Origin of the sequence: Arthrobacter sp. YD2 (assembly GCF_030410475.1) — a bacterium.
GTDB classification, from domain to species: Bacteria; Actinomycetota; Actinomycetes; order Actinomycetales; family Micrococcaceae; genus Arthrobacter_B; species Arthrobacter_B zhangbolii.
Genome location: NZ_JAUHHB010000001.1, coordinates 1,200,545 through 1,224,583 on the forward strand (window position 1 = coordinate 1,200,545; position 24,039 = coordinate 1,224,583).

Consider the following 24,039-nt stretch of genomic DNA (forward strand, 5'->3'; position numbering starts at 1 on the left):
AAACCTGCGAAGCCTTCCGCTGCTCTGCTGCCTCGCGGGCCGGACCCTGGCCCCAGCCGCGGTGGGACGACGGCAACGACGACGACGACGGGCAGCGGCGCAGGGACATGGCGTAGGCTGTAAGCACCATGGCAGAAATAGATTTTCCCGCAGAAATCCGCGCCCTCCGCTCCACTTTCGCCTCCATTGAAGAGGTCTCGGATGTGGCAAAGATCAAAGAGGACATCGAAGAGCTCAGCGAAATGGCCGGCGTGCCCGATCTCTGGGACGACCCGGCCGAGGCGCAGAAGATCACCTCCAAGCTGTCGCACCGCCAGTCGGAGCTGGAACGCCTGGAGAAGATCGAGTCCCGCATCGATGACCTTGAGGTCCTGGTGGAGCTGGCCCAGGATGAGGCGGACGCCGAGTCGAAGGCTGAGGCGGTGACCGAGCTGGAGTCGCTGCGCAAGTCACTGTCCCAGCTCGAGGTGGTCACCCTGCTCTCCGGTGAGTACGACGCCCGCGAGGCGGTTGTGACGATCCGTTCCGGCGCCGGGGGAGTGGACGCCGCGGACTTCGCCGAGATGCTGCTGCGGATGTACCTGCGCTGGGCCGAACGCCACGGTTACCCCACCACCGTCCTGGACACGTCCTACGCTGAAGAGGCAGGACTGAAATCGGCCACCTTCGAAGTCAAGGCCCCTTACGCCTTCGGCACCCTCGTGGTGGAGGCCGGCACGCACCGGCTGGTGCGGATCAGCCCGTTCGATAACCAGGGGCGCCGCCAGACCTCGTTCGCCGCCGTCGAGGTGATTCCGCTGATCGAACCCACCGACCACATCGAGATCCCGGACAACGAGATCCGCGTGGACGTCTTCCGGTCCTCCGGTCCCGGCGGCCAGTCCGTTAACACCACCGACTCCGCCGTCCGCCTGACCCACCTTCCCACCGGCACCGTGGTTTCCATGCAGAACGAGAAATCGCAGCTGCAGAACCGTGCCGCCGCCATGCGGGTGCTGCAGTCCCGGCTGCTGCTGTTGAAGAAGGAGCAGGAGGACGCGGAGAAGAAGGCATTCGCCGGCGACGTCAAAGCCTCCTGGGGCGACCAGATGCGCTCCTATGTGCTCAACCCGTACCAGATGGTCAAGGACCTGCGCACCGAACACGAAGTGGGCAACACGTCTGCCGTGTTCGACGGCGAGATTGACGACTTCATTGACGCCGGTATCCGTTGGCGCGCCAACGGCAGTGTCTCGGCCCGCAAATAACCCGGCGGATACGGCAGCCGGACAGTGCGTCGCGCCGGCAGGACCGCCGTCGTGCCGCCCGCCGGTTCCGACACGCGCCGGCCGGTTCTGGCCCATTGTCCGGCAAGCTGGCTATAGTCGAGGAGCCGGTGCCCATACCCCGAACCAAGGCCCGTGTCTCCGGCCGCTTCATGGGCACTAAGTAGTCATGATCACATTCGACAATGTCACCAAGCTGTATGACCGGAAGTCCCGGCCTGCGCTCAACTCAGTCAGCCTTGACGTGGACCGGGGAGAGTTCGTTTTCCTCGTAGGCGCCTCGGGATCGGGTAAATCCACTTTTATCCGCCTGATCATGAAGGAAGAGCACGCCACCAAGGGGACGGTCTACGTTGCCGGGGCGAATGTCGCGAAGATCCCCAGCTGGCGGGTTCCCCGGCTGCGCCGCGGAATCGGCGTGGTTTTCCAGGACTTCCGCCTGCTGCCCAACAAAACGGTTTTCGCCAACGTTGCCTTCGCCATGCAGGTGATCGGACGCAGCCGTGCCGTCATCCGTGACTCCGTTCCCGAGGTCCTGAAAACCGTGGGGCTGGAGGGTAAGGACAACCGCATGCCGCATGAGCTTTCCGGCGGCGAGCAGCAGCGTGTGGCCATCGCCCGCGCCATTGTCAACAAGCCCGGAATCCTCCTCGCGGACGAGCCCACCGGCAACCTTGACCCGACCACGTCGCTGGGAATCATGAAGGTGCTGGACCGGGTCAACCAGAACGGCACCACGGTGGTTATGGCCACCCATGACGACGACATCGTTAATGCCATGCGCAAGCGCGTGGTGGAACTGCGCAACGGCCAGATCATCCGCGACGAACGCGAAGGCATCTACCTGGGCGAGCCCGGGGCCGAACAGGATCCGGAGCCGCAGCCGGATGCGCCCGGCCGCCAGGAAAGCGGGGTATCCGAATGAGGCTTGCATTTGTCCTTGGCGAAATCGGTTCGGGCCTGCGCCGGAATCTGTCCATGGTGGTTTCGGTTATCCTCGTAACCTTTGTGTCCCTGACCTTCGTGGGTGCTGCCGGATTGCTGCAGCTGCAGATCGGGCAGATGAAGGGCTACTGGTATGACCGGGTGCAGGTGGCGGTGTACCTGTGCACCGACAATGACACCTCAGCCTCCTGCGCCGCGGGGGCGGTTACCGATGAGCAGCGCGACGCCGTCGAGGCAGACCTGCGGGCGGACCGGTATGTGGAAAGCGTGGAGTACGAAGACCAGGAAACTGCGCTGACGCATTTCCGTGAACAGTTTGCGAATTCGCCCATTGTGGACAGCATTACGGCGGAAATGCTGCCCGAGTCCTTCCGGGTGAGCCTGGTGGACCCGGAAAAGTATGAGGTCATCAACGAAGCGTTTTCCTCCAAGCCGGGTGTGGAATCAGTCAGCGACCAGCGGGAACTCTTCGAGAAGATGTTCACTTATCTGAACCTGGCGTCCGTGGCAGCCCTGGGCGTGGCGGCGGTGATGCTGATCTGCGCCATCCTGCTGATAGCAACGACTATCCGGCTCTCGGCCTTCAGCCGCCGGCGGGAAACGGGAATAATGCGCCTGGTGGGAGCCTCCAAGGCCGTCATCCAGCTGCCCTTCGTCCTGGAAGGCGTCATTGCCGCCGTTATCGGCGCAATCCTCGCTTCTGTGGCATTGTGGAGCACTGCACACTTCTTTATTGGTGCGCTGGCCAGGCAGTACCCCACCACAGCCTTTATCTCCTCGGAACAGGTTCTGTATCTAACACCCGTCTTACTTGTTCTCGGAGCACTATTGGCGGGCGTATCCTCGCTGTTGACGCTGCGTCGTTACCTGAAGGTTTAGAGTCATGAGCAGTACTCATGAGCAGTACATCGGCACCCGGAAGAGAAAGCTGAACATCATGGAGAGTCTCATCAATGGATAATGCCGTGTCCAAGCGGTCCCGACGCGCCCATGCATCACGGGCGGTCGCGGGTGTTGTTGTGCTCCTGACCATGACGCTTTCAATAGCCTTCACCAGTACTGCCAGCGCTGACGAACTGGATAACCGGCTTGAAGCCATCGAGGCGGAAAAGCAGCAGGTCCAGCAGAACTACGAGTATCTGGGTGAGGACATTGCCGAGACCGTGGCCAAGCTGAACATTTACAACGGGCAGCTGCCGGCAGCACAGCAGCAGCTGGCTGATGCTGAGGGCCGGGTGAACACCGCCGCAGACAAGGTCGGCGCGCTCAATGACCGGGTGGCCCTGGCGCAGAACACGCATGAGACCATCATGGGCCAGATTGAAAAGGACCGTGAGGAGATTGCGGCCACCGAGAAGGCCATCGGCCAGATAGCCTCCCAGGCCTATAAGAACGGCGGCGTTCCCTCCACCCTGTCGCTGATGTTTGGCGCCAAGGGTGCGGACAGCCTGACGGATTCCCTGGGCATGGCCGAACAGGCGCTCAAGGGTCAGAATGCAGCGGTGGAGAAGCTCTCCCAGCAGAACGCGAACAACCTCAACTCCGAAGCGCGGCTGGCCGCCGTTGCGGAGGAAATCAACAAGCTGAAGGCCCAGGCCGAAGAAGCACTGAAGGCCGAACAGGCAGCCCGCGATGCCGCTGCCGCCGAGAAAGCCAAAGTGGACAGCCTCATCGCCGAGACCACTGCCATGAACAAGGAACTCGAAGCGCAGAAGCCGAAGCTGCAGGCGCAGATGGCCACCTTGGAAAAGGAAAGCGCGCAGGTCACTGCGGACATTGCCGAACGGCAGCGGATCCTGCTCGAGGAGCACCGCAAGCGTGAGCAGGCGCGTATTGACGCTGCCAACCGGGCAGCAGCCGAAGAGGCCGCCCGAAACAACCGGCCGGCCCCTCCCGTCCAAACCGTGCCGCAGCCCTCCAGCCCGTCCTCCTTCGGACTGCGTTACCCGGTAGTCAGTGCACCCGTATCCTCCGGCTACGGGTGGCGTGCCACGCCTCCCGGATCCATCGACTTCTTTGGCAACGGCGGGTACCTGCACTCGGGCATCGACTTCGCCCCTGCCTGCAACACGCCGGTCTACGCTGCGGCCGCCGGCGAAGTCTGGCGGGCGGACCAGGGCGGCGGCGAGATGATCGGCACGGGAAACCGCATTGTCCTGAACCACGGTGTGGTGGGCGGCAACGTCCTGGCCACGAACTACTACCACCTCAACGGCTTCGCCGTCCGTGGGGGACAGTGGGTGAACCAGGGCCAGCTGATCGGTTACGTCGGCAGCACCGGTAACTCCACCGGCTGTCACCTGCACTTCGAGACGGTCCTGAACGGCAACCTGGTTGACCCGATGGGTCTGTTGTAGGCCTACAATAGAACTTTCGCTCAAAGACCAGCTGACGCTGAATCACTAAGGAGTTGCCCCGTGCCTAAGGAAAGTGGCCGGAAGGTAGTGGCCACCAATCGCAAGGCCCGGCACGATTACGAAATCCTGGACACCTATGAGGCCGGTATGGTCCTGATGGGAACCGAGGTGAAATCGCTGCGCGAGGGCAGGGCTTCACTGGTGGACGGCTTTGCCACGTTCTACAACAATGAACTCTGGCTTGAAGCCGCCTACATTCCCGAATACCTGAATGGCAGCTGGACCAACCACGCGGCCCGCCGCCGGCGGAAGCTGCTGCTGCACCGCGAACAGCTCGAAAAAATCATGCGGAAGACCAGCGAATCAGGCTTCACCATCGTCCCGCTCCAGCTCTACTTCGTTGACGGGCGGGCCAAAGTGGAGATTGCCGTGGCGCGCGGTAAGCGTGAGTATGACAAGCGCCAGACACTGCGGGAAAAGCAGGACAACCGTGAGGCACTTCGGGCCATGCGGGAGAAGAACCGCGGCGCATGAGCGGCACGTTCTGGGAAGCGCAGCCCGATGCCGCCGAAGAGGTAAGCGTCCGGAAGCCGGCTTGGACCTGGGTGGTGGCGGCCGTTGATCTGCTGATTGTCCTTGCCGTGCTGCCCGTAGTGATCCTTGTGGTAGTGCCGTTTTTCCTCGCTTTTTATCTCTACCTGGCAACGGTACTGGTCTGGCTGGCTCCGGTGCTGGTGGGAGCCAACATAGCGCTTTTTGCCTGGGCCTTCCGGCGCAAAGCACCTGGAATGACGGCGCTGAGCATCCTCTCCGTGCTGTTTGTCCTGGTCTCCTGGATTCTTCTTATCGCCTGGCAGGCGCCGGTAGTAATACTGGGCTTCACCCTCTAAACCCGGGCCTGCGGCGCATGGGCTACAATGGGTGTTCCGGCTCCGGCCGGATTGGCAACTCAATAAGGGGATGACCGGTTTCGACGATGTTTTGTTGAGACAGGGGAAGCGGGCCGAGGATACAGGGTTATCTCGTTAACGATCTCTGTAAACCAATAAGTGCCGAATCAAAGCGCACTGACTTCGCTCTTGCTGCCTAAGCAGTAAGGCATAGTCCGTCAGCCCGGGGATGCTCTCGCCCCGGTGCCTGGCGTCATTTAGAGGGCCACTGCTGAACACCTTCGCCGTTGGGGTGTTCGGGACTTTTAGACGGCTGGGTCCGGATCAGCCACTTGTTTGCGTGATGGCTGGGACCGAGAAAATCCGATGCAGACTGCGCCCGGAGAAGCCCTGACAAAGCGACATCGGACGGGGGTTCGATTCCCCCCATCTCCACTGTGTTCCGCACAAGACGGGACGTGTCCACGGACACGTCCCGTCTTGTGGTTTAAAGGCCGACGGTCATCGGACCGGGGCGGAGTTGTTTCTCACACCCACGCTTGTTTAGGCCGTAAGTCCGGGCTCCGCCGCCGGGACGTGCGGGACACGTTGCTAAACTTGCACTGAAGCACTACCCGCGCCGGCCCCCACCGGAGCGGGCGATATAACCGGTCGGAAGACCTCGTAGGAGACGCACCACTCTATGCAAAGCCCGGCAGTTGAATCCCAGCATGACGACCTCTGGAACCGACGGTACGACCCCAATGTTGCGGAAGTGAACCAGCTTTGCGACGCACTGGCCGAAATCAAGCCGGGCAGCCAGGTCCCCTATGTGGACCCCATGCATGACATCGGTGAATGCCGGATTGTCAGTCTTTTTTCCAACATCGGCGAAGCGCACGAGTCCGGGTTTATCACGGCGGGGGACAACGACGCCATGACGCGGCTTCTGGGTGTCCATTGGCAGGCCGGGCTCCGCCCCGAGTTTGTGATGCCGTGGAACACCTATCCCTGGCATGTGCCCGGCGAGCCCAATGGCAAGCTGACCAAGGAGCAGGTGCAGGAAGGGCTTCGGCCGCTGCTTCGCTTCCTTGCCCTGGTGCCGCGTGCTTCGGTGATAGTGGCACACGGTACTGAGGCGCAGCGTCTGGCCGCGGCCTTCCTGAAGACGGAAAACCGGATGATCTACCGCCGGAGCTTCAAGGTCTACAAGGCCCGCTCACTCTCGGGACGTTCCTTCGGTGCCACAGCGGAGCGCCAGCAGGAGGCCCTTGACGATATGAAGGCCGCCTACACTGACGCGATGGCACGAACCGGACTTAGCGCTACCCGCTAGCCGCGGCACGGCACCTCGCCGGGGGCCGGTCCGGCTCCATCGGCCGGCACGGCTCCATCGGCCGGCACGGCTCCATCGGGCGGGCCTGCCTTCAGGGAGCCGGCCCGGCTCCATCGGGCGGGCCTGCTTCCGCCGGCAGGGCCGAGGGATCTTCAGTCCGCGGGGCTTACGGCGGAGTCCACCACGCCAATAAACCGGGAGCCTACGCCGGGGTACTCGCTGCGCACCGCGCCGTCGGGCAGGGCGGGCAGTTCGCGGACGCTGTGGTCCTCGCACGCCAGGAAGGTGAACTCCGGCCACCACTTCTTCGGCCGCGCCGTTTCGGTGTAACCGCACACGGTGCAGGAAAGCTCGACCCATACCGGGCGTTTCCCGGTGCGGTTGGCCCGTGACTGGAGCAGCCACCCGGGAGGATCGGCCTGGAGCCGGGCCAGCTCGGCGTCCTCCATCCGTGGCGGGATACCGTGGCGGGTGGCCATTTCAAGCGGAATATCAAGTATTTGTGCGGCTTGGCGTCGAGTAATCATCAGTTAAACGATACGGCGTACGGGCCTTCATCCGTTTCAGGGCAGGAATGCCCTGGAACGGCAATAGCGGGACGGCGGCCATCCGGCCGGCGTCCCGCTATTGTGATCAGGCGTTGCGGGCCTGCCTAGGCAGGCGTTGCCTCAAAGAAAGCCTCGCGAAGGTTCGCTTCCTGCTCCTTGGAGAGGTTGGTGTAGATCAGCTTGGCACCCTGGTAGTCCTTGAACGCTTCGGCTACCCGGTCCTCGACCGCGTCGGTGGACAGGACGAACAGGGCCGAGGAGCCCGGAGTCACTTCCTGACGCACCTGCTTGATGAAGTCGTCGTTGATCCCGACGTCCACCATGGACGCGGAAAGCGCGCCCACTGCTGCACCGACCGCGGCCCCGATCAGCGGTACAAAGAAAATCAGGCCGAACAGCAGCCCCCAGAAGCCGCCGCCCAGGGCTCCGGCTCCCACCAGATGATGCTCCTGGATGGTCTTGGGCTTTTTCTTGTCTTCGGGCCAGGTGACGATTGCTTCATCCTGGACATTGATCAGCCCCTGGGACTGCAGGCTGGCGAGGGTTTCCGTGGCGCGTTCCGCAGCCCCGGCGTCAGAGAATTTCCAAACGGTCAGTGTTGCCATGGCAGTTACTCCAAACGGTTGAGTTCGACGAGGGTGTCCGTACAGGGACCCGCCGGCAGCGCCAACGTTATCGGTGTGCATGGGCGGCGTACAAGGCAAACGGCCATGACCGGGCAGCTTGGCCGGGAAGTTGCCGAAGGCCTGTGCCGGCGGCGTCCGCAGACGTAGCATGCAGGGAAACCCTGAGGCCAGGGACTGGGAAAGGACGGCCTGCCATGGAACCCCGTACCCCGTGGTGGGCCAACGCAGTGGTCTACCAAATCTATCCCCGCAGTTTTGCGGATTCGACCGGCGACGGTATCGGTGACATCGGCGGGATCATTGAACACCTCGATCACCTGCAGGATCTGGGCATTGATGTCCTCTGGTTGTCCCCGATCCACCAGTCGCCGCAGTTCGACAACGGCTATGACATCAGCGACTATCGCCGGGTGGACGAGCTGTTCGGCACCAACGAGCAGCTGGACGAACTGTTGGAGGGCCTGCACGGGCGGGGGATCAAACTGATTATGGACCTGGTGGTAAACCATACCTCCAGTGAGTATCCCGCCTTTTTGGAGTCCAGGTCCTCCCGCAGCTCACCCCGGCGGGACAGCTATTGGTGGCGGGATCCCCGGCCGGGCTTCACCGCGGGGGAACCCGGCGCCGAGCCGAACAACTGGGGATCCATGTTCGGCGGATCGGCATGGACTTTCGATCAACGCACCAGGCAGTACTACCTGCATCTGTTTACTCCGCAGCAGCCGGACCTGAACTGGGAAGTCTCCAGGGTGCGGGAGCGTGTCTACGAGATGATGAACTGGTGGCTGGACAAAGGCGTAGACGGCTTCCGCATGGACGTCATCAACTTCATCTCGAAGGATCCCGCCTTGCCGGACGGAGTCTCTGAAGCAGGGGGTGTCTGGGGCGACGGAAGCCCGCACTACGTCAACGGTCCGCGGATCCACGAGTTCCTGCAGGAGATGCACCACCGGGTCTTCAGCGAACGCCAGGGCGAGTACCTAACGGTGGGTGAGACCCCCGGCGCAACGGTGGAGCAGGCGCGCCTGTATACGGACAGGAGGCGGCATGAGCTGGACATGGTCTTCCAATTTGAGCACGTCAGCCTGGACCAGGGGCCGGGCGGGAAGTTCGACTACAAGGGCCTGGAGCTCGCCGACCTGAAGACCAGCTGGAACCGCTGGCAGCGGGGACTGGCGGAAACCGGGTGGAACAGTCTCTACCTGAGCAACCACGACCAGCCCCGGATCGTTTCACGTTTCGGCGATGAGGAAGAGTACCGGTACGAATCCGCCACGCTGTGGGCGACCCTGCTGCATCTGCAGCGCGGCACGCCGTACGTCTATCAGGGTGAAGAGATCGGTATGCCGAGCGCCGGGTTCACCTCGATCGGCCAGTATCGGGACGTGGAGTCGCTCAACCACTATGCCGAGGCACTTCGGCTGGGGATGGATCAGGAAGCCGTGCTGGAGTCCCTGCGCCGGATGAGCCGGGACAACGCCCGCACCCCCATGCAGTGGACCTCCGGGCCCCACGCCGGATTCAGCACGGTTGAGCCGTGGATTCCGCTGGGAAAGGGATTTCCCGAAACCAGCGTGGAGGCTGACCGGGCCGCGGAAAAGTCCGTTTTTCGCTATTACCAGCGGCTTATCCGGCTGCGGCACGAGTCGGAGCTGGTATCCCTGGGGGACTTCCACATGCTCGACCCGGCACACCCGACGCTGTTTGCCTTCAAACGCACGCGCGGCGACCAGGCACTTCTCGTCCTGGGCAATGTCTCCGGGGCAGAGCTCGGTGTGCCCGCCAACCTGGAGTCAGGTGACCTGGTCCTGGGTAACTACATCACCCCGGGGGACCACCGTCTGCTGCGTCCGTGGGAAGCGAGGATCCTGGACGTGTCCATTTACCCCGGCGGATGAGGAGACGCTACAGCTCACCCGTAAGCGTCGACGAATAAAGCTCCAACAGCCCGGGCATGCCGCCTTCCTGCATCGCACGGCGCTGGCGCTGCGCGCCGGTGCCTTTCTCCCACAGCCCGGCCAGGCCGGCCTTCACCCACTGGGTATCCCCCTCCTGCTCCAGGGCCCCGGCTATGAACGCCATCAGCGCCTGCACGCGTTCCCGTGCGGGGACGAGCCGGGCGGAGAGCGGGTCCACCAGATCTCCGGTGAGACCGTCCCGCGCCGCCTGCCACATGGCGGCGTCGAGCAGCTCATCGTCCGGCGTTGAGTACGGCACGCCGGCGCGGGCCTCGGCCACTGCGGTACTGACCAGTCCGCGGATGATGCCGCCGAGCAGGACACTGTCGCGTGCCTGGAGCTGGGCATCCCCGGCGCGCACCTCCAGAGTGGGATAGCTGTCCGAGAGCCTGGCCATCCAGGTCAGTACGCCACGGTCAATGATGGCGCCGGAGTCCACGAGCCGCTGGATCCGGCGCTCGTAATCCGCCGCGTCACGGAAGACCGGAGCGCAGCCCTGTACCGGCCAGCGGCGGTAGTGCACCACCCGCCAGCTGCCGAAGCCGCTGTCCCGGTCCAGCCAGAACGGCGAGTTGGTGCTGAGGGCGATGATGGCGGGCAGCCACTCGCGGATCCGGTTCAGGGCCTGCACGCCGGTTTCACGGTCCGGGACGGACACATGGACGTGCAGTCCGTTGACGAACTGGTCTCCGACGATTCCCGGGGCACTGGCCTGCAGGTCACGGTAGCGGTCCTTGTCCGTCAGCTCCGGATAGTGCTCCTCGATGCGCGGCGCGCTGGCAGTACCGGCTGCGATGACGCCCGCCTTGCGGGCCCCGGCCTCCAGCTGGGTGCGGAAATTGAGCAGGTACTCTTCGGCCTCCGTGAGGGTGGCAGACACGGGTGTGGCGGTTTCCAGCTGACAGCTCAGCAGTTCCCGCTGTATTTCGCCCTCGGTGATCCGGGGCGAACGGTGAAGGAAGGCTTCGACCTCGGCAGCCTTATGCACCGGCAGCCCGGTGGATGGATCAAGGAGAAGGTATTCCTCTTCGATGCCCAATGTCGCCATGTGTGTTCTCCCGTGGGTTTTCGAGCCGGGCCCCAACCGGCACCGCAGTTTTTGTTCCTCCCCGAGAGTAGTTCCGCCGGGCTCCAGCAGAAAATCCGCATCTGCAGCGTGAAGCGGCACTGTCCGGCCTGCGCTCCTGGTGCAGGAGCCGCGCGGCGGGGGCGGGTTCCTCAGGGTTCGAGCACCAGGGAGCGGGTGAAGAGCTCGGCCAGGGCCGGCTCGCCGCCCTGCCGGACAGCCCGCCGCTGCCGTTCGGCACCGGTTCCAGACCCGGCGGCCGAGCCGGCGTGTCCGCCCAGGACGCGGTGGATTCCGGCGGCGACGAACTCGGTATCTCCTGCCTCCTCCAGAGCGGGGGCCACGAAATCCAGGAGTGCCGCCAGACGGCTGGCTGCCGGGACGCTGCCGCCGGGGTGGGAGACCAGATTCGCCCCTAGCCCGAAGCGCGCAGCCTGCCACAGCCCGGCGTCGAGCAGTTCCGGGTCCGGCGGGCGGGGCGCCGCCCCGGCTGCCGCCAGGGAGCTGACCAGTCCGCGGACCAGGGTTGCCAGCAGTACGGAGTCGCCGGCCTCCAGCTGCGCGTCGGCAATACGGACCTCCACGGTGGGGTAGCTCTCCGAGAGCCTCGCCGCCCAGCCCACGTGGCCCGCGTCGAGCACCACGTCGGTCTCCAGCAGGCCCTGCAGCCGCCGGTCATAATCGGCGGCGTCGGCAAAGATTGGAGGGCAGCCCTGCACGGACCAGCGCCGGTAATGGACCATCCTCCAGCTGGCGAAGCTGGTGTCCCGTCCCCGCCAAAAGGGGGAGTTGGCGGCAACGGCGCCCAGCAGGGCCAGCCATGGCCGCAGCCCATTGAGCACGCGGACACCGGCGTCCCGGGTCGGTATGCCTACGTGGATGTGGGTGCCGTTAACGTATTGTTCGTGGGCGATCCCGCCGGTCAGCCGGCCCATTTTCCGGTAACGGTCCGTAGCGGTCAGCGAGGCCGGTGTGTCCGGAATCTGCGGAGCCGCGCCGGTGGCAGCCACCCGTACGCCTGCGGCTGATGACGCCGATGCCAGTAGGGAACGGAACGCCAGGAGGGAATCCATTGCTTCCTCCCTGCTGGTGCACACAGGCGTGGAACTCTCCACCTGCGCATCCAGCAGCTCCACCGAGGAATGAAAGTTGGGGCGTACAGCGGCCCTGAGCGTGCGCATAACCTGCGGCGAACCGGTAGGGAACCCGGTCAGCGGATCAATAAGCAGGAACTCTTCTTCAATACCGAAAGTGGAGACCATCTCAATATCTCCCTGCGCCAGGAAAACGCCGGACCCCGACAATTCTACGTAGCGCGGCGGACGGAAAGCACTACGTTCAGGCGCTGCGGCCCGTCGGCCCGCGTCCGCCGGGCGGCCGCGGCGAATCCATCGGGGCATCCGCGAGGGAACTTCAGGCGCGCAGCGCCCGCCAGGTCAGGGTCAGGTACGGCAGGTCCAGCCGGTCACCGGGCCGGTGGCCAAGGTGCTCGTAGAGGTACCAGGTCAGGTTCGACTCCAGCCGCAGGCGGGCCTCCGGTCCGGCGGAAAGATAGAACGCACGGGATTTGGCCAGCTCGAACAGGTCTTCGGGGGTCATCGGCTGGTTCCAGGCCACAGTGGAGGAGTCGTCGAGGGCGAATTCCGGGCCGATGACGGGCCGGAAGCCCGGGCGGATGACATCACCGGCGTGGATGATGCGCGAATAGCGGTGCACCCAGGGCACACTGACGTCCAACTGGTTCCAGACGAGGCCGAGGACGCCGTGCGGGCGCAGGATGCGCGCAAACTCGCGGCTCGCGGCTTCGGGATCACACCAGTGCCAGGCCTGGGCCACGGTGACGGCGTCCACGCAGGAATCGGGCAGCCCGGTCTGCTCTGCCGTACCGATGCCCGCGGGCACCCCGGGCAGCGACCGGGAAAGCTGGGACAGCATGTCCGCTGAGGGGTCCACCGCATGGACGTTCAACCCGGCGGCGTGCAGCTCACGGGTGTACTTTCCGGTGCCGGCGCCAACATCCGCCACGTCCCGGACGATCGGAGAACCGGGACGGGAAACCAGCCAGTGAACGGCTTCGGCAGGGTAACCGGGGCGGATGCGGTCGTAGTGCTCGCCGCCCTCCCGGTAGCTGTCGGCCAGCTGCCGGCGCCTCAGCGCCTCGAGCCGTGGTCCGGTGGTACCCACTGTTACAGCAGGTCGTCCAGGTCGGGATTCAGGCGCTGGAGCACTTCGCTGTGCAGCAGCCCGTTGGTAGCCAGCGCGTTCCCGCCGAACGGTCCGTCCTCGCCGTCCAGGGACGTGAAACGCCCGCCGGCCTCGGTCACGATCGGCACCAGGGCTGCCATGTCATAAAGGTTCAGCTCGGGCTCGCAGGCAATGTCGACGGCGCCCTCGGCCACCATGCAGTAGGACCAGAAGTCGCCGTAGGCACGGGTGCGCCACACCGACTCGGTAAGGTCCAGGAATTCCTCCAGGTTTCCCCGGTCCTTCCAGCCGCCCAGGCTGGAGTAGGAGAGGGACGCATCGGACAGGTTGGATACGTTCGAGACGTGCAGCCGGGTGGCCGCAGCCAGGGAGCGGCCCATGTAGGCTCCGGTGCCGGTGGCCGCCCACCACCGCTTGCCCAGCGCCGGGGCGCTGACGAGCCCGACAACGGGAACGCCGTCGTCCACCAGGGCAATCAGGGTTGCCCAGACGGGCACGCCGCGGATGAAGTTCTTGGTGCCGTCGATCGGGTCGATGATCCAGCGTCGGGGGCCGGAGCCCGAGGAACCGAATTCCTCGCCCAGGACAGCATCCCGAGGGCGGGCGCGGGAGAGCTGGCCCCGGATGGCGTCTTCGGCGGCCTTGTCGGCGTCGGTGACCGGCGTGAAGTCGGGTTTGGTCTCGATCTTCAGGTCCAGGGCCCGGTACCGGGACATGGTCTGGTCATCCACGGAGTCGGCCATGACGTGGGCCAGGCGTAGGTCATCGTTGTAGTTCTGAACGAACGGCATACTGTTCAACTTATCCTTATTCGGCGGGCACTGCCCGGCATTACGCCCGCAACCGGGCAGTGTCCTGCGGACGGGACGGGCAGGAGCCCGTGCCGCTACTGTTCGCCAAGCTCCTTGGCGGAGGATTTGTTTTCGGTCCGGCTGCCGGTGACCAGCAACCGTCGCAGCGACGCCAGCCGGGCAGGTCCGGCCGGTCCGGCGTGGCCTTCCTCCACCCACGGGTCCAGCCCGCAGCCCACGGCGGCCGCATCATGCCGGCAGCCCCGTTCGCAGCCGGCGGTACCGGGCTCCAGATCGGGGAAGGCCTGCAGGATGCGGTCCGGATCCACGTGGGCCAGGCCGAAGGACCGGATGCCGGGGGTGTCAATAATCCAGCTGCCCGCCGGGGAATCACTCAGGCGCAGTGCTAGGGCGGATGAGGAAGTGTGCCGGCCGCGTCCGGTCACGGCGTTGACGCCGCCGGTGGCACGGGCGGAACCGGTCAGGGCGTTGACGAGCGTTGACTTGCCGACGCCGGATGGGCCCACCAGTACGCTGACGTTTCCCTTCAGCACTTCATGCAGGGCCTCGACGGCGGTGCCCTGCAACCGGGCAGACAGGCCGTCATCGGAACGGGCATCGATGCCGGAGGCGTCGGCGGCCGCGGTGCGGCTGATGATGACGTCCATATCCAGGTGCTCATAATTGGCCAGCAGCTCGGCAGGATCCCTGATGTCCGCCTTGGTGATGCACAGGACGGGGGAGATGCCGGCGTCGTAGGCCGCCACGAGCGCGCGGTCGATAAATCCGGTGCGAGGCTCCGGGTTGGCGGCTGCCACCACAATGACCAGCTGGTCCGCGTTGGCCACGACCACCCGTTCCACCGGATCGGTATCGTCGGCGCTGCGCCGCAGCACGGTGTCGCGTTCCTCTACCCGCACCAGCCGGGCCAGGGTGTCCGGGGCGCCGGACACGTCGCCCACCAGCGCCACCCGGTCTCCGGCCACCACCGGGGTGCGGCGCAGTTCCCGTGCCCTGGCGGCGATTACCGTGCGTTCCTGCGGAGTGTCCTCATCGACAACCGCCGTGTACCGTCCCCGGTCCACGGTGATGATGCGGCCGATCACGGCGTCCTCATGCGCCGGCCGGTCCTTGGTCCGCGGGCGGGAGCCCTTTTTGTTCGGCCGGACCCGGACATCGGATTCGTCCCAGCCGGAGGTGCTGCGCGCCATGTCAGGACACCGCCGAATCGGTCAGCTGCTGCCACAGCTCGGGGAACTCCGGCAGGGTTTTTGCCGTGGTGCCGATGTCCCGGACGACGACGTCGGGTACCGCCAGGCCGATCAGCGCACCTGCCGTGGCCATCCGGTGGTCGGCATAGGTTTCCCATGTCCCGCCGTGCAGGGCCGCCGGCCGGATCAGCAGCCCGTCAGCGGTTTCCTCGGCGTCTCCGCCGAGCCGGTTGATTTCAGTGACCAGCGCAGCGAGCCGGTCAGTTTCATGCCCGCGCAGGTGCGCGATTCCGGTGAGGACCGACGGCGAATCGGCCAGGGCAAGGAGCGCGGCGACGGTGGGCGCGAGTTCGCTGGTGTCCGCGAGCTCCGCGCCGTGGATCGTGCCGGTGCCGGTGACCGTCAGGGTCCCGTCCGAGAGCGAAACACTGGCGCCCAGGGCCGGAAGGATGCTGCGCCATTTATCGCCCACCTGGTCGGTCTTCTCCGGCCAGCCGGTCACCCGGACGGTGCCGCCGGTCACCAGGGCGGCGCCCAGGAACGGCCCGGCATTGGAAAGATCAGGTTCAATGGTGACGTCGAAGGCCGCCACGGGGCCGGGGGCAACCCGCCACTGGAAGGGTACGGAATCATCCACCTCGACACCGATGCTGCGCAGTACCGAGACAGTCATGGCGATGTGGTCCGGGCTGGGCAGGACACTGCCGGTGTGGATCAGGTGCAATCCCTGTTCAAAGCGGGGCGCGGCCAGCAGCAGGGCGGAGACGAACTGCGAGGATGCGCCGGCATCGATCTCCAGCTTCCCGCCGGCCACCTGTCCCGAACCGGACACGGTGAAGGGCAGGGAGCCCGTGCCGCCGTCGTCAATGCCCACCCCCAGGGTGCGCAGTGCGTCGATGATGGCTGACATGGGCCGGGTGCGGGCGTGCGGGTCACCGTCGAAGGAGGTGCTGCCCCGGAGGAGGGCGGCCAGCGGCGGAACGAAACGCATCACGGTTCCGGCCAGCCCGCAGTCCACGTGCCGCGGATCGGCGGAGGCGGCTGCCTGCGGCGGATCAATCAGCAGGTCCGGACCGAAAGCTCCGGTTCCTTCAGCCTCGGTGACCGTAGCGCCCAGTGCCCGCAGGGCGGAGACCATCAGTACCGAATCCCGTGAATGAAGCGGAGCCCGCAGCCTGGACCGGCCCTCCGTCAGGGCAGCGAGAACCAGGTAACGGTTGGTCAGGGACTTGGAGCCGGGAACGGACAGGACCGCGTCGACGGGGGAGGGGGCGAGGGGCGCCGGCCACAGTGCCGGCGCCCCGGCGTTTGGAGCATTCATTACTGCTAGGAACCCACGATGTCCGAAGCGGCGTTGGAAACCGCGGCGAGCTGCTTGCGGGTGCTCTTCTTCACCGACTTGGAGACCGCCCGGGTCTTCCGGCCGGTGTCCGTTGCCAGGTGGTTGGCCCGCCAGGCCAGGCCGGGACGTCCATTCGTATCCACGGCGGACAGCAGGACGCCGCCGATCAGGGAGAGGTTCTTGAGCAGCTGGTAGCGCCGGTCCTTGCGCTCCTGCGCGGTGGACGCCTCGGCGTTGCGGTACTCCACCACAGCGTTCAGGGCGGCCGTACCTGCCAGCAGCAGCGACGCGAGGCGGCTCATCTTGCCCATGCCGAGGAGGGATGCTGCTCCCACCTGGGTGTAGCCGAGGACGCGGGCAACCATAGTGGGGTTGGCGGCCAGCGAAGCTGCGGAGGGCACCGTGCTTCCGATCCACTTCAGGGTCGGCGCCAGCTGCTCCGCCGTCTGGTCAACGTTCCTCAGGCGCTCCACGCCCACGGCAACGAAGCCGGTGGCGAGAAGCGGGCGGGCAAACAAACGGACTATCGACATAAAGGCCTCCTGGTGAATCCACAAATTACGCGAAAGAACAACATTTGGTGCTGCCTCCACCTTAGTCTGGCATTCCGCCGTGCAGGGCACAGCCGGTGGTCCTTTGTTCCCGGGCGGCGGGCTGCGGGAATACCGGGCCCCGGCAGACCGTTGGCACATATATCGCAAGGCAATCAACCGTCAGGAGACGCATAGTGCCAGCCGCCACGCTGAGACAGGCGCGGACCGACCGAGAGCCGAAGCTACGCCTACGGGTGCCCGCCCGCACCGTAGACTGGGAGGTGATGAGAACTGACGCGCCGGAAGGCAGCCCCCACGTGGAAAACTTCGAGCTCGACGTTGCCACCGAAACGGACGAGGCACGCAAGCTGCGTTTTGAGCAGGACGCCATGCAGTATGTGGACCAGCTTTATTCGGCGGCCATGCGCATGGCAAGGAACCCCTCGGACGCGGAGGACCTGGTACAGGAGGCCTACACCAAGGCTTTCTCCGCTTTTCACCAGTACCGCCCGGGTACCAACCTGAAGGCATGGCTGTACCGGATCCTGACCAACACCTACATCAATCTTTACCGGAAGCGCCAGCGGGAGCCCCTGCAGGCCAATTCTGACGGTGTTGAGGACTGGCAGCTGGCACGGGCAGCAGAACACAGCTCCACCGGGCTACGCTCGGCTGAGGCTGTTGCCCTGGACCACCTGCCGGACTCAGACGTCAAAGACGCCCTGCAGTCCATCCCGGAGGAATTCCGGCTGGCCGTGTACTTCTCCGATGTGGAGGGGTTTGCGTACAAGGAAATTTCAGAAATCATGAACACGCCGATCGGCACCGTGATGTCACGGCTGCACCGCGGGCGCAAGCTGCTCCGCGAGCTCCTGGCGGAATACGCCCATGAGCGCGGAATCAAAGGTAAGGTGCCCGCAGCCGAAGCCGTTGGCGCATCAACCAAGAAACAGGGGAATGAGCTATGAGCGATTGCCAGAGCCTGGGCGATTGCGAAGACGCCCGCATTGAACGGCTGTACGAATACCTGGACGGTGCCCTGTCCCACGAGGATCTCGTGGAGATCAAGGAGCATCTGGAAGGCTGCCCGGAGTGCGCACAGGAACACGACCTGGAATGCGTTATCCGGTCGGTGGTCAAGCGTTCGTGCACGGAAGCGGCCCCCGCAACACTGAAGGCCAGCATCCTTAACCGCATCAGCCAGATCCAGACCGCGGACCACTAGCCGGCCGCAGTCCAACAGAAAAGAACCCCCGGCACCGTTAGGTTCCGGGGGTTCTTTTTGCCTGGCCGTTAGGCCACGCGGCTACCAAAGCACTGCTTAGGTGTTGGGACGCTTACCGTGGTTAGCGCCGCCGCGCTTACGGTCACGACGCTTGCGTGCACGCTTGCTCATAGCTGCCTCCTTTGATTCCGAAAAGTTCTGCCCTCCAGTGTCCCACATGCCTCATGCGCACGCCTAACGCGTTTCGGGCGGCCGCAGGCACGGTCCCCTAGGATGGAGGGCACGCCAGATAACCGAGCCAGAAGTGAGGGAGTTCACGATGCGAGCAGTGTACGCGCAGACGCAGTCCGCGGAAGATCCAATCAGCGGGTTGAAAGTCGGGGAATTCGACGCCCCGCAGCCGCCGGAGGGGTTCCGCCGGGTCCGGGTTAAGGCATCGGCACTGAACCATCATGACCTGTGGTCCCTGCAGGGGGTGGGGCTCGCTGCTGACGCCCTGCCGATGGTGCTGGGCTGCGACGCAGCCGGGATCGACGACGACGGCAACGAGGTGATTGTCCACGGCGTCATTTCCTCCCCGGGCTGGGAAGGCGACGAGACCCTGGACCCAAAGCGCAGCCTGCTCTCCGAACGCTTGCCCGGAGCCATGGCCGATGAGGTGTGGGTTCCCGCCCGCAACCTGGTGCCGAAGCCCGCGGAGCTGAGCTTTGAGGAGGCAGCCTGCCTGCCGACGGCCTGGCTTACCGCCTACCGGATGCTGTTCACGGTCAATCCCGCCGCACCGGGCTCCACCATCCTGGTCCAGGGCGCCGGCGGGGGAGTGGCCACAGCACTCATCAGCCTGGCCTCGGCGGCCGGCTACCGGGTGTGGGCCACCAGCCGGAGCGCCGAGAAGCGGGACCACGCGCTGAAGCTGGGAGCCGAGCAGGCCTTCGAGGCCGGGGCACGGCTGCCGGAGCGGGTGGACACGGTGTTTGATTCGGTGGGTGAGGCCACCTGGGCGCACTCGCTGAAATCCCTGAAGCCCGGCGGTGCGGTAGTGACCTGCGGCGCCACCAGCGGCCCCAACCCGCCGGCGGACCTGAACCGGGTTTTCTTCCTGCAGCTGCGGGTCCTTGGCTCCACCATGGGCACGCGTGCCGAGCTGGTGCGGCTGGTGAACTTCCTGGTGGCAACCGGAGTGCGGCCGGAGATTGACTCGGTCCTGCCGTTGGAGGAAGCGGAGAAGGGGTTCCGGAAAATGCACGACGGCGACGTCATGGGGAAGATTGTCTTCCGCCACTGACGCCGCCGCCTTAAGCCGGTGAGCCGGCTAGTCGGTGCTGCCGGCCGCGAGCAGTGCGTTGCGCTGCTCGCGGCGGTAGGCCTGCTCGGCCGGATCCGGCACGGGGGCCGCCGCCAGCAGGCGCCGGGTGTACGGATCCTGCGGGTACTTCAGGACCTGCTCGGTGGACCCCTGCTCCACCATGCGGCCCTTGTTCAGCACCGCAATGTGGCTGGCGAGGATCTCCACCACGGCAAGGTCGTGGCTGACGAAGAGGCAGGCAAAACCGTATTCGCGCTGCAGGTCCTGCAGCAGCGCGAGCACCCGTGCCTGGACTGACACGTCCAGGGCCGAGGTGGGTTCGTCCGCCACCAGCAGCGAGGGGCGCAGCGAGAGCGCGCGGGCAATGCCTACACGCTGGCGCTGGCCGCCGGACAGCTCATGCGGATACCGGTTCCGGAACGCCCTGGGCAGCTGGACGTCGTCAAGCAGCCCCTCCACCCGCTTGTTCAGCTCGGCCTTGCTGAGCTTCTCATGCAGGAAAAGCGGTTCTCCGATGCTTTCACCAATGGACATGCGCGGGTTCAGGGACGCCGCGGGGTCCTGGAAGACGATGGCGAACTTTTTGCGCAGCGGACGCATCTTCTTCGGTGAGAGCCCGGCAATGTCCGTCCCGTTGATCCGCACGCTGCCGTCCGCCACCGGAAGCAGGCCGGTGACGGCGCGGCCGATGGTGGACTTGCCCGAACCTGACTCGCCCACCAGGCCCATGACCTCGCCGGGCATGATGGTGAAGGAAACATCGGACACAGCACGGAAAGCGGGCTGGCGGAACCGCCCCGGGTACTCGATGGCGACGTTTTCCAGTTGAAGGGCGGGCGTCTGCGACGACGTCGGCTCGGCTACCTCCTCGGAAGCGGCCATCACGGAGCGGGGGGCCTCGGTGATCTGCAGTGAGCCGTCGTCCTCGACCTCCACGGCCGCGAGCACACCACCCACCTTTGACCCAAGGTGGGGTACGGCGTCGAGCAGTGCCCGGGTGTAGTCCTGCTGCGGGGCACCAAAGAGGTCGGTCGCCGAGGAGGCTTCCACAATCCGGCCGTTCTGCATCACAATCACGTTGTCCGCGAGGTCCGCCACCACGCCCATGTCATGGGTAATCAGCAGGATGGCACTGTTCAGGCGTTTGTTGAGCTTGCGCAGCAGTTCCAGGACTTCGGCCTGCACTGTTACGTCCAGAGCCGTGGTGGGTTCGTCCGCGATAAGCAGGATCGGGTCATTGGCGATGGCGATGGCAATCATCGCCCGCTGCCGCTGCCCGCCGGAGAACTGGTGCGGATAGTTTTCATAGCGGGTTTCCGGATCGGGGATCTCCACCATGCGCAGCAGCTCGATGGCGCGTTCCTTCGCCTGGGCGGGCGATGCGTCCGTGTGCTGCTCGATGATCTCCTTGACCTGTTCACCGACCGTCAGCACGGGATTCAGTGCCGTCATGGGTTCCTGGAAGATCATGGCAATGTCATTGCCGCGGACCTTCCGCAGTGCCGACTGGGGTGCTCCGATGAGTTCCCTGCCCTGCAGCTTGGCGCTGCCCTTGGAGCGGCCGTTGCCGGGAAGCAGGCCAAGCAGGGCCATGGAGGACATGCTTTTGCCGGATCCGGATTCGCCCACGATGGCCAGGATTTCGCCGGGATAGACCCGGTAGTTGACGTCCTCGGCGGCCATGACCCATTCGTTGTCGACATTGAAATCGACGCCGAGTCCGGAGACCTCCAGGATGGGGGTCCCGGTTCCGGTGGCCGGGGTGTCGCTGTATACCGGTGTGGAGGTCATTGCTTGTTCCTTGTCTGTCGGGGATCAAACGCATCCCGGAGGCCGTCACCGATGAAGTTCACGGTGAGGGCGATGGCCACGATGAACACGCCCGGCCACAGGAAGACCCAGGGCCGGACGGTCATCGCGGACCGGTTCTCATTAATCAGTTTGCCCAGCGAGGTGTCCGGTTCCTGCACGCCCAGGCCCAGGAAGCCGAGCGCGGTCTCGAGCAGGATGGCACCGGAAATGGCCAGCGTGGCCGAGACGATGATGACGCCCACAGTGTTGGGCAGGATGTGTTTGAAGATGATCCGGGAGGAGCTTGCGCCCACTGATTTCGCCGCCTCGACGAATTCCTTTTCGCGCAGGGAAAGGAACTCGCCGCGGACAATACGGGCAAGCCCGGTCCACGTGAGCATGCCCAGGAAGATGGCAAACACCACGATGCCGGCCTTGGCTACGATGGTGGCGAGCACGGCGGCCACCACCAGCAGGGGAATGGTGATGATGACGTCGGTGAAACGCATCAGCACGGCTTCAACCTTGCCGCGGTAGTAGCCGGCCAGGGCGCCGATGACGGTTCCGACGATGGTGCCCACGATCCCGACGATGAAGGCGATGATCAGGGAGATCTGCGCACCGCGCATGGTCATGGCGAAGTAGTCCCGGCCCAGGGCATCCTGGCCGAAGGGGTGCTCGCCCAGTCCGGTCCAGGACAGGGTGGGCTTGCCACCCTCGACCGTGGGCATAACATCGGTGAACGAGTGCTTCCACCAGCCCGGGATGTGCAGCGGACCGATGTTGAAGCCGATGGAGGAGAAGGCAAGCACCACAATAAGGGCCAGGCCGATCATGCCGCCCATGGCCCCTTTGTGCCGGAAGAAGCGTTCCCGGACCAGCCGGGACTGGCTTTTTGCCTCGGTGATTTTCGGTTCGGCGACGACATCCCGGGTTGCGGGTGCGTCCGCGGTGACCGTGCGCTGGCTTGCCAGCGTCATGGCAGCCAGTTCCGGACTGCTGTCCTTCGGCCCGTCTGCTGAGTTGTTGTTGTCAGTCATTGCACTACCAATCAGTTCAGGCTGATGCGCGGGTCGAGGAACGCGTAGGCGATGTCGGCCAGCATGTTGAAGGTCACGGCGGCAACAGCCGTGACGAGGAAGAATGCCATGATCACGTTGGGATCCACGTTGGACAGGCCGTCGGTGAACATTTTGCCCATGCCGTTCCAGCCGAACACGGCCTCCGTAATGACTGCTCCGCCAAGCACACCGGCGAAGTCGAAGGCCATCAGCGTGGTGATGGGGATCATCGCGTTGCGGAAGGCGTGCTTGACAATCACGGTGCGCTCGCTCAGGCCCTTCGCGCGTGCGGTGCGGATGTAGTCCTGGGTCATCACATCGAGCTGGCTTGCCCGGGTGTAGCGGGTGTACATGGCGAAGGAAATCAGCATGATGGCGATCGTTGGCAGCACCAGGTACAGCGCGTAGTCCAGGTTCACCTCCCAGAACGTGCCCTCCAGGTTGGGGGTGGAGGATCCGGTGGTGGGAATCGGACGGCCGCCGTTCTTCTGCGAAAGCGAGGGGTAGGCGTGCAGCAGGGAATCCACGAAAACGATGAAACCGATCAGCAGACCGATGACGGCCGTCAGGGTGCGGGCCTGCTTGGCATACGGGCCGCCCACGAAATGGCCGATGGCGGCGGAGACCGCAAGGGTCACGATGGCCAGGCCGGCGATGGTGAGCCAGTTGGGATCTTCCATGATGTTCATGGTGACCAAGTAACCGACAAACCCCGTGGCTGCAGTGGCAAGAGCGGCATACACGATCCTGCGGCGGCGGAAGCCCGCGAAGAGGGCTGTGACGCCCACGGCAATGGCGAATGCGCTGACGAGGATACCCACGGGACCGAATCCGGGGGTCTTGAACCAGTTGGTTTCCAGCAGCACCAGGAAGGTGCCCGAGGTAGCCACTGCGGCTATGGCGAATACCTGCAGACGGCGCTTACGGTCTCCGCCGATCACGATCATCCAGATAACGCCCGCTATCAGTCCCATTATCAATAGGCCCAGATAGGACATTGCCGGATTCGCGAGCCAGGTGTTGAGGCCGATGGCCAGGTACTGCTTGAGCAGGGTGGAGAGCCAGAACAGCGGCATGGAGAAGAGCAGGAAAGCGACGAAGGTAATCGAGTAGTCAAACACGCTGTACTGGCGCAGGGCGGTGACGACGCCTACCAGGACGCCGAGGATGATGGCCAGGACCGTGGCGACGAGTACGAGGCGGAAGGTGGATCCGGCAGCGGACTGCAGCTGGTCGATCACCGGGTTCCCTACCCGGTCCAGGCCAAGGGTGCACTGGGCGCCGCCGGGGATGACGCAGCGGCCGATCTCCTGCAGCCACAGCAGGTACCTGATATACACGGGCTGATCCAGGTGCATGGCCTCGGTCCGGGCAGCGATGCGGGACTCTTTGTCCGTACTGCGCAGTTCGGCCAGATCCCAGAACGGATCGCCTGAATTGACGGCCAGGACGAACATCAGCGCCGTGGCGGCCAGAAGGATAAAGAACGAGGTCACCGCTCTTTTGAGAATGAAGTAGAACACCGAAGGCTCCTTGGGGGTGGGACTGGACACCGCGTGCACAAGGCGGGGATGGGCAGACCGAGGTCTGACCATCCCCGCCTC

At 64.8% G+C, this 24,039-nt stretch carries 23 protein-coding genes and 1 other RNA gene; 12 read left to right on the forward strand and 12 right to left on the reverse strand.

The window, feature by feature from the left end:
• Window positions 1-128 precede the first annotated feature (128 nt).
• The 8 genes from prfB (at window position 129) to QWJ37_RS05835 (ending at window position 6,772) form a co-directional block, all read left to right on the forward strand.
• Entirely contained in the window at window positions 129-1,247 is a 1,119-nt protein-coding gene (prfB, locus tag QWJ37_RS05800; RefSeq protein WP_290244659.1) for a peptide chain release factor 2, read from the forward strand.
• Window positions 1,248-1,434: 187 nt separating this feature from the next.
• Entirely contained in the window at window positions 1,435-2,190 is a 756-nt protein-coding gene (gene ftsE / locus QWJ37_RS05805; protein ID WP_227903449.1) for a cell division ATP-binding protein FtsE, read from the forward strand.
• Window positions 2,187-3,089 (forward strand): permease-like cell division protein FtsX, encoded by a 903-nt coding sequence (gene ftsX / locus QWJ37_RS05810; protein WP_227903447.1) that lies wholly within the window; start codon window positions 2,187-2,189, stop codon window positions 3,087-3,089. Before ftsE ends, ftsX begins: the two co-directional genes overlap by 4 nt.
• A gap of 74 nt (window positions 3,090-3,163) precedes the next feature.
• Complete coding sequence (locus QWJ37_RS05815; RefSeq protein ID WP_227929460.1) at window positions 3,164-4,567, forward strand: M23 family metallopeptidase; 1,404 nt, start codon at window positions 3,164-3,166, stop codon at window positions 4,565-4,567.
• Window positions 4,568-4,627: 60 nt separating this feature from the next.
• Window positions 4,628-5,101, forward strand: a complete 474-nt coding sequence (smpB, locus tag QWJ37_RS05820; RefSeq protein ID WP_227903444.1) for an SsrA-binding protein SmpB — start codon at window positions 4,628-4,630, stop codon at window positions 5,099-5,101.
• Complete coding sequence (locus tag QWJ37_RS05825; RefSeq protein WP_227903443.1) at window positions 5,098-5,457, forward strand: hypothetical protein; 360 nt, start codon at window positions 5,098-5,100, stop codon at window positions 5,455-5,457. The genes smpB and QWJ37_RS05825 overlap by 4 nt, the downstream gene beginning before the upstream one ends.
• Window positions 5,458-5,523: 66 nt before the next feature.
• Window positions 5,524-5,895: a transfer-messenger RNA gene (gene ssrA, locus QWJ37_RS05830) on the forward strand.
• Window positions 5,896-6,139: 244 nt separating this feature from the next.
• Window positions 6,140-6,772, forward strand: coding sequence for a uracil-DNA glycosylase (locus QWJ37_RS05835; protein ID WP_227903442.1), 633 nt, complete (start codon window positions 6,140-6,142; stop codon window positions 6,770-6,772).
• A gap of 152 nt (window positions 6,773-6,924) precedes the next feature.
• On the opposite strand, the gene QWJ37_RS05840 is transcribed toward QWJ37_RS05835, so the two are convergent.
• Together QWJ37_RS05840 and QWJ37_RS05845 are read right to left on the reverse strand one after the other, a co-directional pair.
• Window positions 6,925-7,299: a hypothetical protein gene (locus tag QWJ37_RS05840; protein WP_227903441.1), complete on the reverse strand. Its 375-nt coding sequence runs from the start codon at window positions 7,297-7,299 to the stop codon at window positions 6,925-6,927.
• A gap of 125 nt (window positions 7,300-7,424) precedes the next feature.
• A complete protein-coding gene (locus QWJ37_RS05845) occupies window positions 7,425-7,925 on the reverse strand; it encodes a DUF1269 domain-containing protein (protein ID WP_227903439.1) in 501 nt (166 codons plus the stop codon).
• A 215-nt stretch (window positions 7,926-8,140) separates the two neighbouring features.
• Between QWJ37_RS05845 and QWJ37_RS05850 the strand changes: the two genes are divergently transcribed.
• Window positions 8,141-9,844 (forward strand): alpha-glucosidase, encoded by a 1,704-nt coding sequence (locus tag QWJ37_RS05850; RefSeq protein ID WP_227929462.1) that lies wholly within the window; start codon window positions 8,141-8,143, stop codon window positions 9,842-9,844.
• 7 nt (window positions 9,845-9,851) lie between these two features.
• Here QWJ37_RS05850 and QWJ37_RS05855 read toward each other — a convergent pair whose 3' ends face one another.
• The 7 genes from QWJ37_RS05855 to QWJ37_RS05885 all read right to left on the reverse strand — a co-directional run bounded on the left by QWJ37_RS05855 (window position 9,852) and on the right by QWJ37_RS05885 (window position 17,052).
• A complete protein-coding gene (locus QWJ37_RS05855; RefSeq protein ID WP_290244660.1) occupies window positions 9,852-10,952 on the reverse strand; it encodes a glutamate--cysteine ligase in 1,101 nt (366 codons plus the stop codon).
• 170 nt (window positions 10,953-11,122) lie between these two features.
• Window positions 11,123-12,274: a glutamate--cysteine ligase gene (locus QWJ37_RS05860; RefSeq protein WP_290244661.1), complete on the reverse strand. Its 1,152-nt coding sequence runs from the start codon at window positions 12,272-12,274 to the stop codon at window positions 11,123-11,125.
• A 109-nt stretch (window positions 12,275-12,383) separates the two neighbouring features.
• Entirely contained in the window at window positions 12,384-13,154 is a 771-nt protein-coding gene (locus QWJ37_RS05865; RefSeq protein ID WP_290244662.1) for a class I SAM-dependent methyltransferase, read from the reverse strand.
• 2 nt (window positions 13,155-13,156) lie between these two features.
• Window positions 13,157-13,966, reverse strand: coding sequence for a histidinol-phosphatase (hisN, locus tag QWJ37_RS05870; RefSeq protein ID WP_227903430.1), 810 nt, complete (start codon window positions 13,964-13,966; stop codon window positions 13,157-13,159).
• A 95-nt stretch (window positions 13,967-14,061) separates the two neighbouring features.
• Window positions 14,062-15,177, reverse strand: coding sequence for a ribosome small subunit-dependent GTPase A (locus QWJ37_RS05875; RefSeq protein WP_227929465.1), 1,116 nt, complete (start codon window positions 15,175-15,177; stop codon window positions 14,062-14,064).
• Window position 15,178: 1 nt separating this feature from the next.
• Window positions 15,179-16,498, reverse strand: a complete 1,320-nt coding sequence (gene aroA / locus QWJ37_RS05880) for a 3-phosphoshikimate 1-carboxyvinyltransferase (protein ID WP_290244663.1) — start codon at window positions 16,496-16,498, stop codon at window positions 15,179-15,181.
• A gap of 5 nt (window positions 16,499-16,503) precedes the next feature.
• Window positions 16,504-17,052, reverse strand: coding sequence for a DoxX family membrane protein (locus QWJ37_RS05885; RefSeq protein WP_290244664.1), 549 nt, complete (start codon window positions 17,050-17,052; stop codon window positions 16,504-16,506).
• A gap of 284 nt (window positions 17,053-17,336) precedes the next feature.
• Between QWJ37_RS05885 and QWJ37_RS05890 the strand changes: the two genes are divergently transcribed.
• The 3 genes from QWJ37_RS05890 to QWJ37_RS05900 all read left to right on the forward strand — a co-directional run bounded on the left by QWJ37_RS05890 (window position 17,337) and on the right by QWJ37_RS05900 (window position 19,562).
• Window positions 17,337-18,020: a sigma-70 family RNA polymerase sigma factor gene (locus QWJ37_RS05890; protein WP_227903418.1), complete on the forward strand. Its 684-nt coding sequence runs from the start codon at window positions 17,337-17,339 to the stop codon at window positions 18,018-18,020.
• The gene (gene rsrA / locus QWJ37_RS05895) at window positions 18,017-18,277 is read left to right on the forward strand and encodes a mycothiol system anti-sigma-R factor (protein WP_227903416.1); all 261 of its coding nucleotides are present in this window, start codon (window positions 18,017-18,019) and stop codon (window positions 18,275-18,277) included. Before QWJ37_RS05890 ends, rsrA begins: the two co-directional genes overlap by 4 nt.
• 319 nt (window positions 18,278-18,596) lie before the next feature.
• Window positions 18,597-19,562 carry a zinc-binding dehydrogenase gene (locus QWJ37_RS05900; protein ID WP_290244665.1) on the forward strand — a complete coding sequence of 322 codons (966 nt, stop codon included), beginning with the start codon at window positions 18,597-18,599 and terminating at the stop codon, window positions 19,560-19,562.
• Window positions 19,563-19,589: 27 nt separating this feature from the next.
• On the opposite strand, the gene QWJ37_RS05905 is transcribed toward QWJ37_RS05900, so the two are convergent.
• The 3 genes from QWJ37_RS05905 to QWJ37_RS05915 are packed head-to-tail and all read right to left on the reverse strand — an operon-like array spanning window position 19,590 to window position 23,958.
• The gene (locus QWJ37_RS05905; protein WP_227903413.1) at window positions 19,590-21,374 is read right to left on the reverse strand and encodes an ABC transporter ATP-binding protein; all 1,785 of its coding nucleotides are present in this window, start codon (window positions 21,372-21,374) and stop codon (window positions 19,590-19,592) included.
• On the reverse strand, window positions 21,371-22,414 hold the full coding sequence (locus tag QWJ37_RS05910; RefSeq protein WP_227903411.1) for an ABC transporter permease: 1,044 nt from the start codon (window positions 22,412-22,414) through the stop codon (window positions 21,371-21,373). The genes QWJ37_RS05905 and QWJ37_RS05910 overlap by 4 nt, the downstream gene beginning before the upstream one ends.
• 11 nt (window positions 22,415-22,425) lie before the next feature.
• Complete coding sequence (locus QWJ37_RS05915) at window positions 22,426-23,958, reverse strand: ABC transporter permease (RefSeq protein ID WP_290244668.1); 1,533 nt, start codon at window positions 23,956-23,958, stop codon at window positions 22,426-22,428.
• Window positions 23,959-24,039 lie beyond the last annotated feature (81 nt).

What these genes read in the sequence shown, in the direction of transcription:
- prfB (WP_290244659.1), top strand. Translation starts at nt 129, where the DNA reads ATGGCAGAAATAGATTTTCCCGCAGAAATCCGCGCCCTCCGCTCCACT.
- ftsE (WP_227903449.1), top strand. Translation starts at nt 1,435, where the DNA reads ATGATCACATTCGACAATGTCACCAAGCTGTATGACCGGAAGTCCCGG.
- ftsX (WP_227903447.1), top strand. Translation starts at nt 2,187, where the DNA reads ATGAGGCTTGCATTTGTCCTTGGCGAAATCGGTTCGGGCCTGCGCCGG.
- QWJ37_RS05815 (WP_227929460.1), top strand. Translation starts at nt 3,164, where the DNA reads ATGGATAATGCCGTGTCCAAGCGGTCCCGACGCGCCCATGCATCACGG.
- QWJ37_RS05825 (WP_227903443.1), top strand. Translation starts at nt 5,098, where the DNA reads ATGAGCGGCACGTTCTGGGAAGCGCAGCCCGATGCCGCCGAAGAGGTA.
- QWJ37_RS05835 (WP_227903442.1), top strand. Translation starts at nt 6,140, where the DNA reads ATGCAAAGCCCGGCAGTTGAATCCCAGCATGACGACCTCTGGAACCGA.
- QWJ37_RS05840 (WP_227903441.1), bottom strand. Translation starts at nt 7,299, where the DNA reads ATGATTACTCGACGCCAAGCCGCACAAATACTTGATATTCCGCTTGAA.
- QWJ37_RS05845 (WP_227903439.1), bottom strand. Translation starts at nt 7,925, where the DNA reads ATGGCAACACTGACCGTTTGGAAATTCTCTGACGCCGGGGCTGCGGAA.
- QWJ37_RS05850 (WP_227929462.1), top strand. Translation starts at nt 8,141, where the DNA reads ATGGAACCCCGTACCCCGTGGTGGGCCAACGCAGTGGTCTACCAAATC.
- QWJ37_RS05855 (WP_290244660.1), bottom strand. Translation starts at nt 10,952, where the DNA reads ATGGCGACATTGGGCATCGAAGAGGAATACCTTCTCCTTGATCCATCC.
- hisN (WP_227903430.1), bottom strand. Translation starts at nt 13,966, where the DNA reads ATGCCGTTCGTTCAGAACTACAACGATGACCTACGCCTGGCCCACGTC.
- QWJ37_RS05875 (WP_227929465.1), bottom strand. Translation starts at nt 15,177, where the DNA reads ATGGCGCGCAGCACCTCCGGCTGGGACGAATCCGATGTCCGGGTCCGG.
- aroA (WP_290244663.1), bottom strand. Translation starts at nt 16,498, where the DNA reads ATGAATGCTCCAAACGCCGGGGCGCCGGCACTGTGGCCGGCGCCCCTC.
- QWJ37_RS05885 (WP_290244664.1), bottom strand. Translation starts at nt 17,052, where the DNA reads ATGTCGATAGTCCGTTTGTTTGCCCGCCCGCTTCTCGCCACCGGCTTC.
- QWJ37_RS05890 (WP_227903418.1), top strand. Translation starts at nt 17,337, where the DNA reads ATGAGAACTGACGCGCCGGAAGGCAGCCCCCACGTGGAAAACTTCGAG.
- rsrA (WP_227903416.1), top strand. Translation starts at nt 18,017, where the DNA reads ATGAGCGATTGCCAGAGCCTGGGCGATTGCGAAGACGCCCGCATTGAA.
- QWJ37_RS05900 (WP_290244665.1), top strand. Translation starts at nt 18,597, where the DNA reads ATGCGAGCAGTGTACGCGCAGACGCAGTCCGCGGAAGATCCAATCAGC.
- QWJ37_RS05905 (WP_227903413.1), bottom strand. Translation starts at nt 21,374, where the DNA reads ATGACCTCCACACCGGTATACAGCGACACCCCGGCCACCGGAACCGGG.
- QWJ37_RS05910 (WP_227903411.1), bottom strand. Translation starts at nt 22,414, where the DNA reads ATGACTGACAACAACAACTCAGCAGACGGGCCGAAGGACAGCAGTCCG.